The following is a 15,834-nucleotide window of genomic DNA, read 5'->3' as shown; positions in this document are numbered from 1 at the left end:
CTCTCTCGTCCCGGTTGGACGCCTCAGGCGTTGAAGGCGTCGTCCACCAGTTGGCGCTGTTGTTCCACATGAACGGACATGTAGCCCGCGGCGGGGGCGGCCGATGCCGGGCGACCGGCGAACTTGAGTTCGCGACCCAGGCCATCCGCCAGCATGTCGGCGACCACGCGCATATGATGCTGGCTCTGGTACCAGGCACCCTGGTTGAGCGGTTCCTCCTGACACCACACCACCTGCTCGAGGTTGGTGAAGCCCTTGAGGGCATCGAAGAGCTCCTCCTTGGGGAAGGGGTAGAGCTGTTCGACACGCACGATCGCCGTGTCCTCGCGCTCGTTCTCGGCCCGATAGGCGGCCAGGTCGTAATAGACCTTGCCGGCGCACAGGACGACGCGCTTGACCGCCTCGGCGTCCAGGTTGCCCTGATCGGCGAGCACCATGTTGAAGCGACCGTTGGCCAGTTCCTCGAGGGTCGAGGTGGCTTCCTTGTGGCGCAGCAGGCTCTTGGGCGACATGACCACCAGCGGCTTGCGCAGCGGGCGGATCACCTGGCGACGCAGCAGATGGAAGATCTGCGCCGGGGTGGTCGGCACGCAGACCTGCATGTTGTGCTCGGCGCACAACTGCAGGAAGCGCTCGAGTCGCGCCGAGGAGTGCTCCGGCCCCTGGCCCTCGTACCCGTGCGGCAGCAGCAGGGTCAACCCGCACAGCCGGCCCCACTTGGATTCGCCGGAGGAGATGAACTGATCGACCACCACCTGAGCGCCGTTGAAGAAGTCCCCGAACTGCGCCTCCCAGATGATCAGGGCGGTGGGCATGGTCGTGGCGTAGCCGTACTCGAACGCCAGCACGGCCTCCTCGGAGAGGAAGGAGTCGTGAATGGTGAAGCGCGGTTGGCCGTCGCGGATATGCTCGAGCGGCACGAAGGTGCTGCCGTCCTTCTGGTTGTGCACCACCGCGTGGCGATGCGAGAAGGTGCCGCGGCCGGAATCCTGGCCGGTCAGGCGTACCGGGTGCCCCTGGTCGAGCAGCGTGGCGTAGGCCAGCGTCTCGGCGAAGCCCCAGTTCAGCGCCATGCCGCCGGCGAGCATCTTGCGGCGGTCCTCGTAGATCTTGCTGACCTGGCGCTGCATCTGCACGCCGTCGGGCACTTCGCACATCTTCGCGGCGAGATGCTGCATGCGCTTCATGTCGATGGCGGTATCGGCGTCGCCGGTCCACTCATGACCCAGGTAGGGCGTCCAGTCGACGAACAGCTCGGTATTGGGCTCCTTGACCAGGGCGTTGGCCACGTGGTTGCCGGCCAGCAGATCCTCGCGGTACTTCTCGGTCAGGTCCTTGGCCTGCTCCTCGCTGAGCAGCCCGGCCTCGATCAGACGCTCGGCGTACAGCGCGCGCGACGTCTTGTGCGACTTGATCTTGCTGTACATCATCGGCTGGGTGCCGGAGGGCTCGTCGGCCTCGTTGTGGCCGCGCCGACGATAGCAGACCAGGTCGATGACGACGTCCTTGTGGAACTGCTGACGGTAGTCGAGCGCCACCTGGGTGGCATGGATCACCGCGTCGGCGTCGTCGCCGTTGACGTGGAAGATCGGCGCCTGAACCATCTTGGCGATGTCGGTGCAGTACTCGGTCGAGCGCGTGTCCTGCGGATTCGAGGTGGTGAAGCCGACCTGGTTGTTGATCACGATGTGCAGCGTGCCGCCGGTCCTGTAACCGCGGGTCTGCGACATCTGGAAGGTCTCCATGACCACGCCCTGGCCGGCGAAGGCCGCGTCGCCGTGGACGTTGATCGGCAGTACCTTGTCGCCCTCGGCATCGTCGCGGCGATCCTGACGGGCACGCACGGAGCCTTCGACCACCGGCGAGACGATCTCGAGGTGCGACGGGTTGAAGGCCAGCGCCAGGTGGACTTCGCCGCCCGGCGTCATCACGTTGGAACTGAAGCCCTGGTGGTACTTGACGTCGCCCGAGCCCTTCTCGATCACCTTCTTGCCGTCGAACTCGTCGATCAGCTCGGAGGGACTCTTGCCGAGGATGTTGACCAGCAGGTTGAGACGGCCACGGTGGGCCATGCCGATGACCACTTCCTTGGTCCCGTAGCCGCCGGCACGCTGGATGATCTCGTCCATCATCGGAATGAAAGTCTCGCCGCCTTCCAGGCCGAAGCGCTTGGTGCCCGGATACTTGGAGGCCAGGTAGCTCTCCAGGCCTTCCGCCGCGGTCAGACGCTCCAGGACGTGCATGCGCACGTCATCGCTGTACTTGGGCGCGCTGCGCACCGACTCGAAGCGCTGCTGCAGCCAGCGTTTCTCCTCGGTGTCGACGATGTGCATGAACTCGCAGCCGATCGAGCGACAGTAGGTCTTCTCCAGCGCGTCGACGATCTCCTTGAGCGGCGCCTTGTCCTTGCCCAGAAACAGCGAGCCGGTCTGGAACTCGGTGTCCAGGTCGGACTTGGACAGCTGGTGGAAGGACAGGTCGAGGTCGGGTACCGGCACCGGGTTGCGCAGGTCGAGCGGATCGATGTCGGCCTTCTGATGGCCCCGGAAGCGGTAGGCGTTGATCAGCTGCAGGACCTTGACCTGTTTCTTGCTCTCGCCGCTGTCGGTCGCAGGAGCGACAGCACCGTTGCGGCGCTGCTGGGCCAGTTGGTAGAACTGCTCGCGAATCGGGCTGAGAGGTACGTCGTGAGAGGGGGCGCCTTCCGGGCGGGGTAACTTGTCGAAGTAGTTACGCCATTCGTCCGGCACGGCGTTGGGATCGACGAGATACTGCTCATACAGCGCTTCCACATAGTGAGCGTTGCCGCCGCTCATATGGGAGGTGCGCCACATCAACTCCATTATGCCTTCTTGCATGTTTCGGTCACCCTGCACTGATGGGGTGGTGTCGGCGCCGGAGTTGCGCTTGAGACTCCGACGTCACTCTTTACTGGCACTTGCACCGACTCGACCGGCTCTGTGCGAACGGGCGTCGTCGACGAGTTTCGGCGGCAATGATCGTCAAGAGCCGGTGCACCAGGGCACCGGCTCTCCACGCTTGGACCGCCCCCGGCTGCGACACTCGACCGCAGCCAGGAACGGGGACCAATGATAACAAGCCGCGAGCCACGGTTTAAGTGGCATTCGCCAGCAGCAGCTCGCGGATCTTGCCGATCGCGCGGGTCGGGTTGAGCCCCTTGGGGCAGACCGCCACGCAGTTCATGATGCCGCGGCAGCGGAACACGCTGAACGGATCCTCGAGCTCGGAGAGCCGCTCGCGCGTCGCCGTATCACGACTATCGGCCAGGAAGCGATAGGCTTGAAGCAGGCCGGCCGGACCGACGAACTTGTCCGGGTTCCACCAGAACGACGGGCAGGAGGTCGAACAGCAGGCGCACAGGATGCACTCGTAGAGGCCGTCGAGCTTGTCGCGCTCCTCCGGCGACTGCAGGCGCTCGATCGCCGGCGGGTTCTCATCGTTCTGCAGGTACGGCTGGATGCGCTCGTACTGCTTGTAGAAGATCCCCATGTCGACCACCAGGTCGCGAATCACCGGCAGGCCCGGCAGCGGGCGCAGCACCAGCTTGTCGTTCTTGACCACGTCCGACAGGGCGGTGACGCAGGCCAGACCATTGGTGCCGTTCATGTTCATCCCGTCGGAGCCGCACACGCCCTCGCGGCAGCTGCGGCGGTAGGCCATCGAGCTGTCCTGCTGCTTGATGATCTCGAGGACGTTCAGGACCATCAGGTCACGGCCCTGGGTGTCCACCTGGAACTCCTGCATGTACGGCGCGGAGTCGGTCTCCGGGTTGTAGCGATAGACGGATACCTGAAGCATGGACATCGGTTGCCCCCTTAATAAGTCCGGACTTTCGGCTCGAAGGTGTCGACGGTCTTCGGCTGGAAGTTCACGTCACGCTTGCCCAGCTTCTTGTCCGCCGGGGTATAGATGGAGTGCTTCAGCCAGTTGACGTCGTCACGGTCCGGATAGTCGTAACGGGAATGCGCCCCGCGGCTTTCCTTACGCTCCAGGGCAGAGATGGCAGTCGCCTCGGCGACCTCCAGCAGATTGTCGAGTTCCAGCGCCTCGACGCGCGCGGTGTTGAAGGCGTGGGACTTGTCGCCCAGGTGGGCGTTGGCGATGCGCTCGCGCAGCTCGGCCACCTTCTTGACGCCCTCTTCCATGTGGTCTTCCTGGCGGAACACGCCGAAGGATTTCTGCATGGTTTCCTGCAGCTCGGTACGCAGCGCAGGCACCGACTCGCCGCCGCTCGACTCGTTCCAGCGGTTCATGCGCGACAGCGCCTGGTCGACGTCGGACTGGGCCGCGTCGAGGTAGTCGACGCCTTCGTTGAGCGCGCTCTCGATGAACATGCCGGCGGCGCGACCGAAGACCACCAGGTCGAGCAGCGAGTTGCCGCCCAGACGGTTGGCGCCGTGGACCGAGACGCAGGCCGCCTCGCCGCAGGCGAACAGACCGTTGACGATCTGATCGTTGCCGTCGCCATCGCGGGAGATCACCTGACCGTGCACGTTGGTCGCCAGCCCGCCCATCATGTAGTGACAGGTCGGCACCACGGGAATCGGTTCCTTGACCGGATCGACATGGGCGAAGGTCTTGGCCAGCTCGACGATGCCCGGCAGGCGCTTGCCGAGGACTTCCTCGCCCAGGTGGTCGAGCTTGAGCAGCACGTGATCGCCGTTCTCGCCGCAACCACGCCCCTCGAGGATCTCCATGACCATGGAGCGGGCGACCACGTCGCGACCGGCCAGGTCCTTGGCATTGGGCGCGTAACGCTCCATGAAGCGCTCGCCATCCTTGTTGATCAGGTAGCCGCCCTCGCCGCGGCAGCCCTCGGTCACCAGCACCCCGGCACCGTGGATGCCGGTGGGGTGGAACTGCCACATCTCCATGTCCTGGACCGGCAGGCCGGCGCGCAGCGCCATGCCGATGCCGTCACCGGTGTTGATCAGGGCGTTGGTGGTCGAGGAGTAGATACGCCCGGAGCCGCCGGTCGCCAGCACGGTGGCCTTGGACTTGATGTGCACCACTTCACCGGTCTCGATGCACAGCGCGATGCAGCCGACCACGTCGCCGTTGGCGTTCTTGACCAGATCCACCGCGTACCACTCGTTGAGGAACACGGTGTTGTTCTTCAGGTTGTTCTGATACAGCGTGTGCAGCAGCGCATGGCCGGTACGGTCGGCCGCGGCGCAGGTACGGGCCGCCTGGCCGCCCTTGCCGAAATCCTTGGACTGGCCGCCGAACGGACGCTGATAGATGCGACCGTTGTCGAAGCGCGAGAACGGCAGCCCCATGTGTTCGAGCTCGAAGACCGCCTTGGGGCCTTCGGAGCACATGTATTCGGCGGCGTCCTGGTCGGTGATGTAGTCACCGCCCTTGACGGTGTCGTACATGTGCCAGCGCCAGTCGTCGTTGGGGTCGGCGGAGGCAATGGCGCAGGTGATGCCGCCCTGGGCCGACACCGTGTGCGAACGGGTCGGGAAGACCTTCGAGATGACCGCGGTCTTCTTGCCGGACTTGGCCAGCTCCAGCGCCGCACGCAGGCCGGAGCCGCCCCCGCCGATGGTGATTGCGTCGAATGTCAGGCTACGCATGGTAGACATGGATCAGGCTCCCCACAGAACTTGTACGCCCCACACCAGGAAGATGAAGATGGCGATGATGATGGCGATTTGCACGATGAAACGGATGCCGGTCGGCTTGATGTAGTCGGTGACCACCGTCCACAGCCCGATCCAGGCGTGGGCCGCCAGCGACACGAAGGCCAGCAGGGAGAAGATGCGCATCCAGGTCTGCGAGAAGAGACCGTGCCAGGTCGCGTAGTCGAGGTCGGGATGGAAGAGCAGGTAGCCGACCATGAAGACGGCGTAAAGCGCCAGGACGACGGCCGAAACCCGCTGTATCAGCCAGTCGGAAAGACCGCTGCGACCGAGATTCGTGATGTTGGTTACCATACCCAGACTCCTGCCAGTACCACGAGAACCGCGCTTGCCACCACGGTGATTTGAGCCTTCTTGTAGCCGCCTTCGAGGTCGACGCCATAGCCGGCGTCCATCAGCAGATGCTTGATGCCGGCGACGAAATGGAAGGCCAGTGCCGACAGCAGCCCCCAGGCGACCAGCTTGGCCAGGAAGTTGTGGGCGAGCACGTCACGGACGGCTTCGAAGCCTTCCGGAGAGGACAGCGAGGCATCCAGCGCCCAGAAGCCGAAGATCAGGCCAATGAACAGGATGATGCCGGTGATACGGTGAGCAATGGAGGTTAACGCAGGAAGTGGGAAATTTATCGTGGAAAGGTCTAGGTTTACGGGTCTTTTGCTATTCACGGCTCTCTACACACTCTCTTGGCCCGCTCATGCTTCCGGTCGGGCACGGTTAGAGCGGGCGGTGGTTTGAGGAAGAGCGATGGTTGGCCAGTCCAGGTGGCATCGATCACCGCCTTCCCGCCAGTCGCGCGGGTTACGATTATAGGGACTGGGCCGTGGCATGACAAATCGTTACCGCGGTAACGCCACCTTGGTGTTACCCTTGGTAACAGGTATTCTTGCTGCCAAGCAGCAAACCGATCCCCTGCAGCAGTGTCCGTCATCGCCCGTATGGCTTGCTGCACCGCCGCACCAACCACTATGGGTGAATTGACAATACTCGGGACATTTCTATAGTAGGCGAACCTTTTTTGCCCGTAAGCAGGCAGGACAACGAGTTACGTCAAGTATCGAGACAAGAGGAGGCCATCATGGCTGACAGGAAAGCGCAGTTGACAGTGGAAGGGCTGGACAAGACCCTCGAGTTGCCGGTCTATTCAGGCACTGTCGGGCCCGACGTCGTCGACGTACGCGGCCTCACCGCCGAAGGCCTCTTTACCTACGACCCCGGCTTCGTCGCCACCGCCGCCACCGAGTCCGGCATCACCTATATCGACGGCGCCCAGGGCATGTTGCTGCACCGCGGCTACCCGATCGACCAGCTGGCCGACAACTCCAACTTCGTCGAACTCTCCTACCTGCTGCTCTTCGGCGAGCTGCCCAGCGAGGACGAGTACACCAATTTCGAGAAGACCATCCGCAACCACACGATGGTCCATGAACAGCTGGCCAACTTCTTCAAGGGCTTCCGTCGCGACGCCCACCCCATGGCCATCCTCTGCGGCGTGGTCGGCGGCCTGGCGGCCTTCTACCACGACAACCTGGACATCACCAAGGAAGAGGAGCGTCGGGTCAGCGCCGTCCGCCTGATCGCCAAGATGCCCACGCTGGCCGCCATGTGCTACAAGTACAACATCGGCCAGCCCTTTAACTATCCTCGCAACGACCTCAGCTACGCCGAGAACTTCCTCTACATGATGTTCGGCAATCCCTGCGAGGAGTACCAGATCAATCCGGTGTTCGCCAAGGCCATGGATCGCATCTTCATGCTCCACGCCGACCACGAGCAGAACGCCTCGACGTCCACCGTGCGCCTGGCGGGTTCCACCGGCGCCAACCCGTTCGCCTGCATCAGCGCCGGCATCGCCGCCCTGTGGGGGCCGGCCCACGGCGGGGCCAACGAAGCCGTGCTCAACATGCTCGACGAGATCGGTGACGAGTCGGAAGAAAACATCCAGCGCTACATCGATCGCGCCAAGGACAAGGACGACCCCTTCCGCCTGATGGGCTTCGGCCACCGCGTCTATCGCAATTTCGACCCGCGCGCCAAGGTCATGAAGGAGACCTGCGACGAGGTACTCAGCGAACTGGGCATGGCCGACGATCCCAAGCTCAAGATCGCCAAGCGGCTCGAGGAGATCGCCCTGGAAGACGACTACTTCATCGAGCGCAAGCTCTATCCCAATGTCGACTTCTACTCCGGGATCATCCTCAAGGCGATCGGCATCCCCACCAACATGTTCACGGTGATCTTCGCCGTCTCGCGGACCATCGGCTGGATCTCGCACTGGAACGAGATGATCAGCAACGGCTACCGCATCGGTCGCCCGCGTCAGCTCTACACCGGCTACGCCAAGCGCGATTACCCGACCCAGAAGTAACCGGGTTTCTCTCCAAGGCCGCCGCAAGGCGGCCTTTTTCGTCAGGCCCTGCCGACCGGCCCTCCCCTCGCCTACGCTGATGTCGGCATGCGCCACACACTTACCGCGAGGTATCTCTCCATGAGCCAGACGATTCGTACGGCCGCCTTCATCGGCCTCGGCGTGATGGGCTTCCCCATGGCCGGCCACCTGGCCCGCGCCGGCCTCGAGATGCGTGTCTACAACCGCAGCCCGGACAAGGCCAGGCAGTGGGTCGACACCCATGGCGGCAGCCGCCACGACACCCCCGAGCAAGCCGCCCAGGGCGCAGACCTGGTCCTGGTCTGCGTCGGCAACGACGATGACGTTCGCGCCGTCACCACCGGCCCCCAAGGCGCGCTGACCGGCATGCGGCCCGGCGCGGTGCTGGTCGATCACACCACCGCCTCGGCGGATCTCGCCCGGGAACTCGAACAGGCGTGTCGGGAGCGCGACGCCCGCTTCATCGACGCCCCCGTGTCAGGCGGCCAGCAGGGTGCCGAGAACGGCACCCTGACGGTCATGTGCGGCGGCGACGAGGCCACCTTCGACGAGGTTCGCCCGCTACTCGCCCACTACGGCCGCGCCGTGACGCGCCTCGGCGACGCCGGCGCCGGGCAGATGACCAAGATGGTCAACCAGATCTGCATCGCCGGCCTGGTCCAGGGCCTGGCCGAGGGCCTGCACTTCGCGGGCAAGGCGGGGCTCGACCGTGAACGGGTCGTCGAGGTCATCGCCCAGGGGGCGGCCGGCTCCTGGCAGATGGAAAACCGCCACAAGACCATGATCGACGGCGAGTACGACCACGGCTTCGCCGTCGACTGGATGCGCAAGGATCTGGCCATCTGCCTGGCCGAGGCTCGACGCATCGACGCGCGCCTGCCGGTCGCCGCCCTGATCGACCAGTTCTATGGCGACGTTCAGGCCATGGGCGGCGGCCGCTGGGATACGTCGTCGCTGCTCAAGCGCCTGGAGCGCGATTGACGGTTCGATTTTCCACACCGGGGAGCGGCGAAAGGACTCGGATTTTTCGTATTTCCCGCACCCCGGCGCTTTTCCACACATTCTGTGGATAACCTTGTTCATAAGCTCTCGAAAAGGTCGCACGATCGCCATGACAAGCGGCCTGCCTACAAATCGGCTATTTTTTGATCAACCGTAAGATACTGATTTTAAATACATTTCAAGAAAGCATGCCCAACCACGGGCCTGGCGGAGTGATTATGCACAAGAGAGGAAAGAAAAGCGTAACGTGGGGAAAACTGACGTGAGAAGTCAAGCGCCTGACGGGTAAAAACCCGGCACCGGACTGAAAAAACGCGTCTTGACAGCGTCTGGTCGGCGACGCTCGCAGCGGTCTTGAGAGAACAGCAGGAAGTGGCGTCCCATAGGGGGTTCGAACCCCTGTTACCGCCGTGAAAGGGCGGTGTCCTGGACCACTAGACGAATGGGACGCAAGAAGATGTCGCGAAGCCGATGTTGGTGGAGCCTACCGGGATCGAACCGGTGACCTCGACACTGCCAGTGTCGCGCTCTCCCAGCTGAGCTAAGGCCCCGAACGTCGGCGTCTTTCGCGAGAACGGGGCGTATGATACTGATTAGCCCCGAATTCGTCAACCCTTCCCAAGGAAGAAGGAAGAAGGAAGAAGGAAGAAGGCATTGGCGTTGTCCTGCCCTTGTCAGCCCTCTTCCAGGCGCGAAGCGCCGTTCTTCCCTCTTCAAGCGGCGCAGCCGCGTCTTACAGCTCCCGGTATTCCTTCTCGAAGCGCTTGGCCTGCTTCTTGGAAACCCCGCCCAGCACGTCGATGGCGTGACGCAACCGGGCCCGGGTAACGTCGGAGCCGAGAATCGCCATGGCGTCCATCACCGAGGTCGAGCTCGCCGAGCCGGTGATGGCGATGAACACCGGCGCCAGCAGGGCCTTCATTTTGAGATCGAAGTACTCGCAGAGTCGCTTGACCTCGGCGAGCAGGCTTTCCTTCTCCCAGCGCGTGACACCCTCGAAGCGCCAGACCAGGAACTGCAGCAGCTTGACCAGACTCTCGCGTTCGAGCTTGACGTCGGCGAAGCTCTGCTCGTCGAGACGCGGCAGCCCCGAGAAGAAATGCCCCGCCAGCGGCGTGACGTCGGCCAGGGTTTCGATACGCGGGCGCACCTGGGGCAGGATCTGGCCGACATAGGCCTCGTTGAAGGCCCAGTCGCGCAGCGCCGCCAGCAGCGCCGCATCGTCGAGATCCTCGCGGATGTAGACGCCGTTGAGCCAGGTCAACTTCTGTAGATCGAAGACCGGGCCGCCCAGCGACACCCGCTGGATGTCGAAGTGGGCCATCATCTCGTCGAGCGTGAACTTCTCGCGATCGTCGGGCATCGACCAGCCCATGCGGCCGAGGTAGTTGGTCACGGCCTGCGGCAGAAAGCCCATGCGCCGATAGTAGTTGATCGAGGTCGGGTTCTTGCGCTTGGAGAGCTTCGACTTGTCGGGATTGCGCAGCAGCGGCATGTGGCAGAGCGCAGGCATCTCCCAGCCGAAGTACTCATAGAGCAGCTTGTGCTTGGGCGCCGAGTTGATCCACTCCTCGCCGCGCAGCACATGGGTGATCCCCATCAGGTGATCGTCGACCACGTTGGCCAGATGATAGGTCGGCATGCCGTCGGACTTGAGCAGGATCTGGGCATCGACCTGGGCCCACTCCACTTCGATCTCGCCACGCAGCATGTCCTCCACCACGCAGGTGCCCTCGCCCGGTACGTTCATGCGCACCACGTAGGGCCAGCCCTCGGCCTCGCGGCGGCGCTGCTCGTCGGCCGGCAGCGCCAGATCGGCCGGCTTGAGCGCCAGATGGAGCCCCTCGGCCTTGCGTCGCTCGCGCAGCTCGTCGAGTTCCTCGCTGGTGCGATAGCACTTGAAGGCGTGGCCGGCCTCGAGCAGCTGGCGGGCGTATTCGGCGTAGATGTCGCCGCGCTCACTCTGGCGATAGGGGCCGTGCGGACCACCGACATCCGGACCTTCGTCCCATTCGAGCCCCAGCCAGCGCAGCGAATCGAGGATCATGCGCTCGGACTCGTCGGTGGAACGCTGACGATCGGTATCCTCGATACGCAGGATGAACTGGCCGCCGTGCTGGCGGGCAAAACACAGGTTGAACAGGGCGATATACGCGGTACCCACGTGCGGATCGCCGGTCGGCGACGGCGCGATGCGTGTTCGTACGGTGGTCATGACAGGCATTCCGTTGGTTCAATGAATGCCGGCATTATACGCACCTCGCCTCGGCCCATCAGCCGTCGGTCGACCGCCACCCACGAGGAGACCCCATGCTCGAGCCGCTTCCCGACGATTTCACCGCCGTGGTGACCGGTGCCGGCGGCGGTATCGGCCGCGCCGTGGTGCGCCATTTGCTGGCCAGCCCCAGGCCCGGCCGTGTGCTGGCCGTATCGCGCACGCCCCCCGACCTCGACGACGCCCGCCTGGAAAGCCTGGTCGCCGATGTCACCACACCCTCGGGGCGCCAAGCCCTGGCCGAGCGACTCGCGGGCGAGACGGTGCATCTGCTGTTCAACGCCATCGGGATGCTGCACGACGAGCCGGGAGGGATTCATCCCGAGAAACGGCTCGAAGATCTCGATGCCGACACGCTCGCGAGACTCTTCCATGTCAACGCCACCACGCCGGTGCTGCTCGTCCAGACCCTGGCCCCCTGTCTCAAGGGTCAGCATTCGGCGATCGTCGCCAGTCTCTCGGCCCGGGTAGGGTCGATCGGCGACAACCGAATGGGCGGCTGGTATGCCTATCGGGCGAGCAAGGCGGCCCACAACATGCTGCTGCGCACCGCCGCCATCGAACTGGCCCGCTACAACCGCCGGGCGATCGTGCTGTGCCTGCATCCGGGAACCACCGATACGGCACTTTCCGCTCCCTTCCAGTCCCGGGTGCCCGCAGGCAAGCTGTTCAGCACCGATTTCGTCGCCGAGCGGCTGATCGCGGTGATGGGCGAGCGCAGGCCCGAGGAGACCGGCAGTTTCTGGGACTGGGCGGGCGAGCCCATCGCCTGGTAGACGAGCGTGCCGGATCGTCGCGGCCGCCCTACAGCACCAGGCGTTCGCGAAACCAGTCGGTAATGAAGTCCAGGTAGGCCCGGGTCTTGTCCGGCAGATACTTGCGCGAGCGAAACAGGACCAGCATGCTGCCGTGCTCGTTCCAGTAGGGCTGCAGCAAGGGCACCAGCTCCCCCTCGGCCACCGCCGACTGCGCGGCGAAGGTGGGCAGGTAGGCCAACCCGAATCCCGCCTTGGCCGCCTCCACCACACCCAGCAGATTGTTGATCACCAGGCGCGAGTTGGGTTCGATGTCCAATGGCTGGCCATTGAGCGAGAAACGCCAGTGCGCGCCGAGGTCATAGTTGCCGTAGAAGACGCTGTCATGCGCCTCGATGTCGCGGGGGTGCTGGGGCCGCTCGGCGCGGGCCAGATAGTCAGGGGCAGCGTAGAGGCCGTAGACCACCTTGCACAGCGGGCGCGACACCAGGCTCGACGCGGGCAGCGGCCCCATGCGGATCGCCAGGTCGACGGAATCGTCGATCGGCTCGAAGCGCTGATCCTCGAGCAGGATCTCGACCGCCACATCCGGATAGCGACGCATGAAGGCCGTGGTGGGCGGCGCCAGATACATGAAGCCGAAGCTCACCTGGGCACTGACCTTGAGCTGGCCGCGCGGACGCGCAGTGACCGACTGGACCTGGGCCTCCGCCGCGGCCAGTTCCTCGCGAATACGCAGGCCATGTTCGTAGTAGATCCGGCCCGCCTCGGTGAGATGCAGCGAGCGGGTCGAGCGGTTGAGCAGGCTGACCCCCAGCTCTTCCTCCAGTGCGGCGAGGCGCTTGGACGCCAGCGACTTGGAGATGCCCAGCCGCCGTGCCGCGGCCGTGAAGCTGCCCGCACGCACCACTTCGACGAAAACCTTCAGGGCATCCAGGGTCGCCAAGAGTCGTCACTGCCTCCGAAACGCTGCAACGCGCCATGTTTCCAATACAGAAACACTAGTTTTCGATTGTACCCACTTATTCCGCAAAGTACGACTGCCTATACTGCGCTCACTTCGGGCGGTCACAGGACCCCCTGAAGCACCATCGGCGGCGCTATCTTGCCGATGGAGCCTTCAGTGCATCATCCTTGTGCGCCGACGGTTGCTCGCTCGAGCAACCGGCGCTTTTTTCCCATGATTCCCTCGGGTTACCGCCAAGCGCGGTGCCTGCCGCCGTTGCGCGCCAAGGTTGTCGTCCGAGGTCCGGACCTCACCGGGCAACGCGCTTCGCTTCCGCCATGATTCGTCATGTAGGATCAATAAGGACTCGCCGTCGTGAAACCTGTCGGAAAAAAACCAATCCAATGGATCGTCGGCCCGTATGGCCAGGGTTAGCGCACGAAATGACAGCCCGTGAAAGTGCCCCGGAGGTCCCCCGTCATGGCAGCACAAGCCTTTGTTTTTCTCAGTAAAGTGAGTGCCATCCAACCCGAAACATACTTCGGTGACGAGTGGCTATGCTAGGCGTTCACGTTACGGCGAGATGCAATCGATGGATGCATTGGGTTCCCGCATAAAAGCGCTAAGACTGAAGGCCAACCTGAGCAAGGCTGCCCTCGCCCGACGAGTGGGCGTTTCGGATGTCACGATCTCCTACTGGGAATCGGGCACCATCAAGCAGATCGGGCACGAGCGCCTGGTGGCGCTGACCGAGGCCCTGGACTGTTCGCTCAGCGACCTTCTGGAAGGCACGCCAGCGCCCCCGAGTTCGTCGGGGATCCTGCATCTCCGGTCCCGGCAACCGGCTCCCTGGATTCGTCAGGGTGCCGGGCTCATGCCGCTGCTCGACGGCCTGCCCCTGCGTCAGGTCACCGCAGACTGCCACCTGGTGACGCCCGCCTACGGTGAAAGCTTCGACTTTCTCGCCAACGGCGACCTGGCCGCGGTGTACCCGCTGACGACATTCCTCGACGATGGTCTTTACATCCTCGAGCACTTCGACCAGCTGGTCGTCCGGCGTCTCGAGAAGCGCAGCGACGGCCAGGTACGCATCAGTGACGAGTATCACGAGATCGAGACCGTGCCCCTGAGCGCCCTCCCCTTCCGCCTGCTGGCTCAGATCCGGGCCCGCTGGCATCTGATCCAGCAGTGATCCTGCATTGCGTCGTCTCGCGGGCCGATCTACGTTGCAGGTCAGGTTCGCAAGGAGAGATGTGATGCCATTGTTCGATAGTTACGAAGCGGCGAGTGACTGGTACGCCACCAGTGATTACAAGGACATGAGCTGGTACGACGGCTTCGAGGAGGAGCAGTTGATCGAGTTCGCCTACCGCCACGGGTCCGACCACGACGGCGACGAGGATCTGGTCGCCGCCTTCCTGCGCGAGCAGGGCGAGGACCCGGACGAATACGGCCTTTAGGGTCTGCCGAAGTAGCATCGCCCCGCCGACAGGACGGGGCGATGCGATTCAATCACGCGACCGGGGATCATTCGTCGCCCTTGAGAACCCCACGCCGGATCTGGTCCTCCTCGATGGACTCGAAGAGCGCCTTGAAGTTGCCCTCGCCGAAGCCCTTGTTGCCCTTGCGCTGAATGATCTCGAAGAAGATCGGCCCGATCACGGTGTCGGTGAAGATCTGCAACAGGACCCCTTCCTGCGGCGCCCCATCGACCAGCAGGTTGAGCGCCTTGAGATCCTCCAGATTCTCCTGGTGGTTGGGCACGCGTTCATCGACCTTCTCGTAGTAGGTCGCCGGCGTGGTCATGAACGAGACGCCGTTGGCCTTGAGCGCCTTGACCGTGGCGTAGATATCGTCCGTGGCCAGGGCCAGGTGCTGGATCCCCTCGCCGTTGTACTCGCGCAGGAATTCGGCGATCTGCGACTGGTCGTCCGCCGACTCGTTGATGGGGATGTGCATCTTGCCGCAGGGCGCCGTCATCGCCCGGGAGTGCAGCCCGGTCATCTTGCCTTCGATGTCGAAGTAGCGGATCTCGCGAAAATTGGCGATGTCGGTGTAGAAGTTGGCCCAGACATCCATCTGGCCGCGGTCGACGTTGTGGGTCAGGTGGTCGAGGACCTTCAGGCCCACGCTGCGCGCGTTGCGTTCGGCACCCGCGATGGGCTCGAAATCGATCTCGTAGATACTGCGTCCGTCGGCGTCGCGCTTGTCGTCGACGAAGTAGAGCAGCGAGCCGCCGATCCCCTTGACCGCCGGGATCCCCGCCTCGCCGGGCCCCACCGGATTGTCGACGGGCTCGGCGCCGCGAGCCACGGCGTGCTCGAAGGCCTGGCGGGCATCGGCCACCTTCCAGGCCATGGCACAGGCGCTGGGGCCATGCTTTGCGGCGAAGGCCGCCGCATGACTGTTCGGCTCGCCGTTGAGCACGAAGTTGATGCCCTCCTGCTGGAACAGCGATACCGCCTTGGAACGATGCTTGCGGGTTTCGGTGAAGCCCATCCGGGCAAAGAGCCGACGCAACGCGTCGCGCTCCTCGGCGGAAGGCGCGGTGAATTCGACGAACGCGAAGCCGTCGGTACCGATCGGATTGGTCTGATTGTCGTTGGCGGAAATGGCGGCCGGTGCAGTCATGCGTATTCTCCTTGTAACGTTGGCAGACGAGCCATGGCGTCTCGATCGTCGTCGGACGACGCATGCGTTCAGCCTAGGCGCGCCCATCGCCGCCGGGAATCCCGCCACCGACCCGCGCGAGCCCCCGGCGCGATGACTCTCGCGGACCGCTCGTAACGCAAAGTTGACACGCC

At 63.9% G+C, this 15,834-nt stretch carries 13 protein-coding genes and 2 tRNA genes; 5 read left to right on the top strand and 10 right to left on the bottom strand.

Annotated features, from left to right (window positions below; genetic code table 11):
• Positions 1-23: 23 nt before the first annotated feature.
• From KGR00_RS14510 to sdhC, 5 genes are all read right to left on the bottom strand, one after another.
• Entirely contained in the window at positions 24-2,858 is a 2,835-nt protein-coding gene (locus KGR00_RS14510; RefSeq protein WP_129140502.1) for a 2-oxoglutarate dehydrogenase E1 component, read from the bottom strand.
• A 256-nt stretch (positions 2,859-3,114) separates the two neighbouring features.
• Positions 3,115-3,819, bottom strand: coding sequence for a succinate dehydrogenase iron-sulfur subunit (locus KGR00_RS14505; RefSeq protein WP_203234860.1), 705 nt, complete (start codon positions 3,817-3,819; stop codon positions 3,115-3,117).
• 17 nt (positions 3,820-3,836) lie between these two features.
• Positions 3,837-5,609, bottom strand: coding sequence for a succinate dehydrogenase flavoprotein subunit (gene sdhA, locus KGR00_RS14500; protein WP_129140500.1), 1,773 nt, complete (start codon positions 5,607-5,609; stop codon positions 3,837-3,839).
• Positions 5,610-5,612: 3 nt separating this feature from the next.
• The gene (gene sdhD / locus KGR00_RS14495) at positions 5,613-5,960 is read right to left on the bottom strand and encodes a succinate dehydrogenase, hydrophobic membrane anchor protein (RefSeq protein WP_129140499.1); all 348 of its coding nucleotides are present in this window, start codon (positions 5,958-5,960) and stop codon (positions 5,613-5,615) included.
• On the bottom strand, positions 5,954-6,331 hold the full coding sequence (gene sdhC, locus KGR00_RS14490; protein WP_129140498.1) for a succinate dehydrogenase, cytochrome b556 subunit: 378 nt from the start codon (positions 6,329-6,331) through the stop codon (positions 5,954-5,956). The genes sdhD and sdhC overlap by 7 nt, the downstream gene beginning before the upstream one ends.
• A 410-nt stretch (positions 6,332-6,741) precedes the next feature.
• Between sdhC and gltA the strand changes: the two genes are divergently transcribed.
• Positions 6,742-8,031 carry a citrate synthase gene (gene gltA / locus KGR00_RS14485; protein ID WP_129140497.1) on the top strand — a complete coding sequence of 430 codons (1,290 nt, stop codon included), beginning with the start codon at positions 6,742-6,744 and terminating at the stop codon, positions 8,029-8,031.
• Positions 8,032-8,151: 120 nt separating this feature from the next.
• The gene (locus KGR00_RS14480) at positions 8,152-9,033 is read left to right on the top strand and encodes an NAD(P)-dependent oxidoreductase (RefSeq protein ID WP_203234859.1); all 882 of its coding nucleotides are present in this window, start codon (positions 8,152-8,154) and stop codon (positions 9,031-9,033) included.
• 394 nt (positions 9,034-9,427) lie between these two features.
• Here KGR00_RS14480 and KGR00_RS14475 read toward each other — a convergent pair.
• The 3 genes from KGR00_RS14475 to gltX form a co-directional block, all read right to left on the bottom strand.
• A tRNA-Glu gene (locus tag KGR00_RS14475) sits at positions 9,428-9,503 on the bottom strand.
• A gap of 26 nt (positions 9,504-9,529) precedes the next feature.
• Positions 9,530-9,605, bottom strand: a tRNA-Ala gene (locus tag KGR00_RS14470).
• Between the two features lie 182 nt (positions 9,606-9,787).
• Positions 9,788-11,269: a glutamate--tRNA ligase gene (gene gltX, locus KGR00_RS14465; protein WP_224419427.1), complete on the bottom strand. Its 1,482-nt coding sequence runs from the start codon at positions 11,267-11,269 to the stop codon at positions 9,788-9,790.
• A gap of 95 nt (positions 11,270-11,364) precedes the next feature.
• Between gltX and KGR00_RS14460 the strand changes: the two genes are divergently transcribed.
• Positions 11,365-12,105, top strand: coding sequence for an SDR family NAD(P)-dependent oxidoreductase (locus KGR00_RS14460; RefSeq protein ID WP_224419426.1), 741 nt, complete (start codon positions 11,365-11,367; stop codon positions 12,103-12,105).
• Positions 12,106-12,133: 28 nt separating this feature from the next.
• Here KGR00_RS14460 and KGR00_RS14455 read toward each other — a convergent pair whose 3' ends face one another.
• Positions 12,134-13,030 (bottom strand): LysR family transcriptional regulator, encoded by an 897-nt coding sequence (locus KGR00_RS14455; protein WP_129140494.1) that lies wholly within the window; start codon positions 13,028-13,030, stop codon positions 12,134-12,136.
• Positions 13,031-13,622: 592 nt separating this feature from the next.
• Here KGR00_RS14455 and KGR00_RS14450 point away from each other — a divergent pair.
• Both KGR00_RS14450 and KGR00_RS14445 read left to right on the top strand, forming a co-directional pair.
• Entirely contained in the window at positions 13,623-14,222 is a 600-nt protein-coding gene (locus KGR00_RS14450) for a helix-turn-helix domain-containing protein (RefSeq protein WP_224419425.1), read from the top strand.
• A gap of 64 nt (positions 14,223-14,286) precedes the next feature.
• Positions 14,287-14,490 carry a hypothetical protein gene (locus KGR00_RS14445; RefSeq protein WP_129140493.1) on the top strand — a complete coding sequence of 68 codons (204 nt, stop codon included), beginning with the start codon at positions 14,287-14,289 and terminating at the stop codon, positions 14,488-14,490.
• 67 nt (positions 14,491-14,557) lie between these two features.
• On the opposite strand, the gene hppD is transcribed toward KGR00_RS14445, so the two are convergent.
• Positions 14,558-15,661 (bottom strand): 4-hydroxyphenylpyruvate dioxygenase, encoded by a 1,104-nt coding sequence (gene hppD, locus KGR00_RS14440; RefSeq protein WP_129140492.1) that lies wholly within the window; start codon positions 15,659-15,661, stop codon positions 14,558-14,560.
• Between the last annotated feature and the right edge of the window lie 173 nt (positions 15,662-15,834).

Source organism: Modicisalibacter sp. MOD 31.J, from assembly GCF_020147985.1.
Lineage (GTDB): Bacteria > Pseudomonadota > Gammaproteobacteria > Pseudomonadales > Halomonadaceae > Modicisalibacter > Modicisalibacter coralii.
The sequence above is the reverse complement of the archived record's forward strand: the minus strand, read 5'-3'. Positions and strand labels throughout refer to the sequence as shown.

Coding starts and splice junctions, on each gene's coding strand:
- KGR00_RS14510 (WP_129140502.1), bottom strand. CDS start 2,858: ATGCAAGAAGGCATAATGGAGTTGATGTGGCGCACCTCCCATATGAGC.
- KGR00_RS14505 (WP_203234860.1), bottom strand. CDS start 3,819: ATGCTTCAGGTATCCGTCTATCGCTACAACCCGGAGACCGACTCCGCG.
- sdhA (WP_129140500.1), bottom strand. CDS start 5,609: ATGTCTACCATGCGTAGCCTGACATTCGACGCAATCACCATCGGCGGG.
- sdhD (WP_129140499.1), bottom strand. CDS start 5,960: ATGGTAACCAACATCACGAATCTCGGTCGCAGCGGTCTTTCCGACTGG.
- gltA (WP_129140497.1), top strand. CDS start 6,742: ATGGCTGACAGGAAAGCGCAGTTGACAGTGGAAGGGCTGGACAAGACC.
- KGR00_RS14480 (WP_203234859.1), top strand. CDS start 8,152: ATGAGCCAGACGATTCGTACGGCCGCCTTCATCGGCCTCGGCGTGATG.
- gltX (WP_224419427.1), bottom strand. CDS start 11,269: ATGACCACCGTACGAACACGCATCGCGCCGTCGCCGACCGGCGATCCG.
- KGR00_RS14460 (WP_224419426.1), top strand. CDS start 11,365: ATGCTCGAGCCGCTTCCCGACGATTTCACCGCCGTGGTGACCGGTGCC.
- KGR00_RS14450 (WP_224419425.1), top strand. CDS start 13,623: ATGGATGCATTGGGTTCCCGCATAAAAGCGCTAAGACTGAAGGCCAAC.
- KGR00_RS14445 (WP_129140493.1), top strand. CDS start 14,287: ATGCCATTGTTCGATAGTTACGAAGCGGCGAGTGACTGGTACGCCACC.
- hppD (WP_129140492.1), bottom strand. CDS start 15,661: ATGACTGCACCGGCCGCCATTTCCGCCAACGACAATCAGACCAATCCG.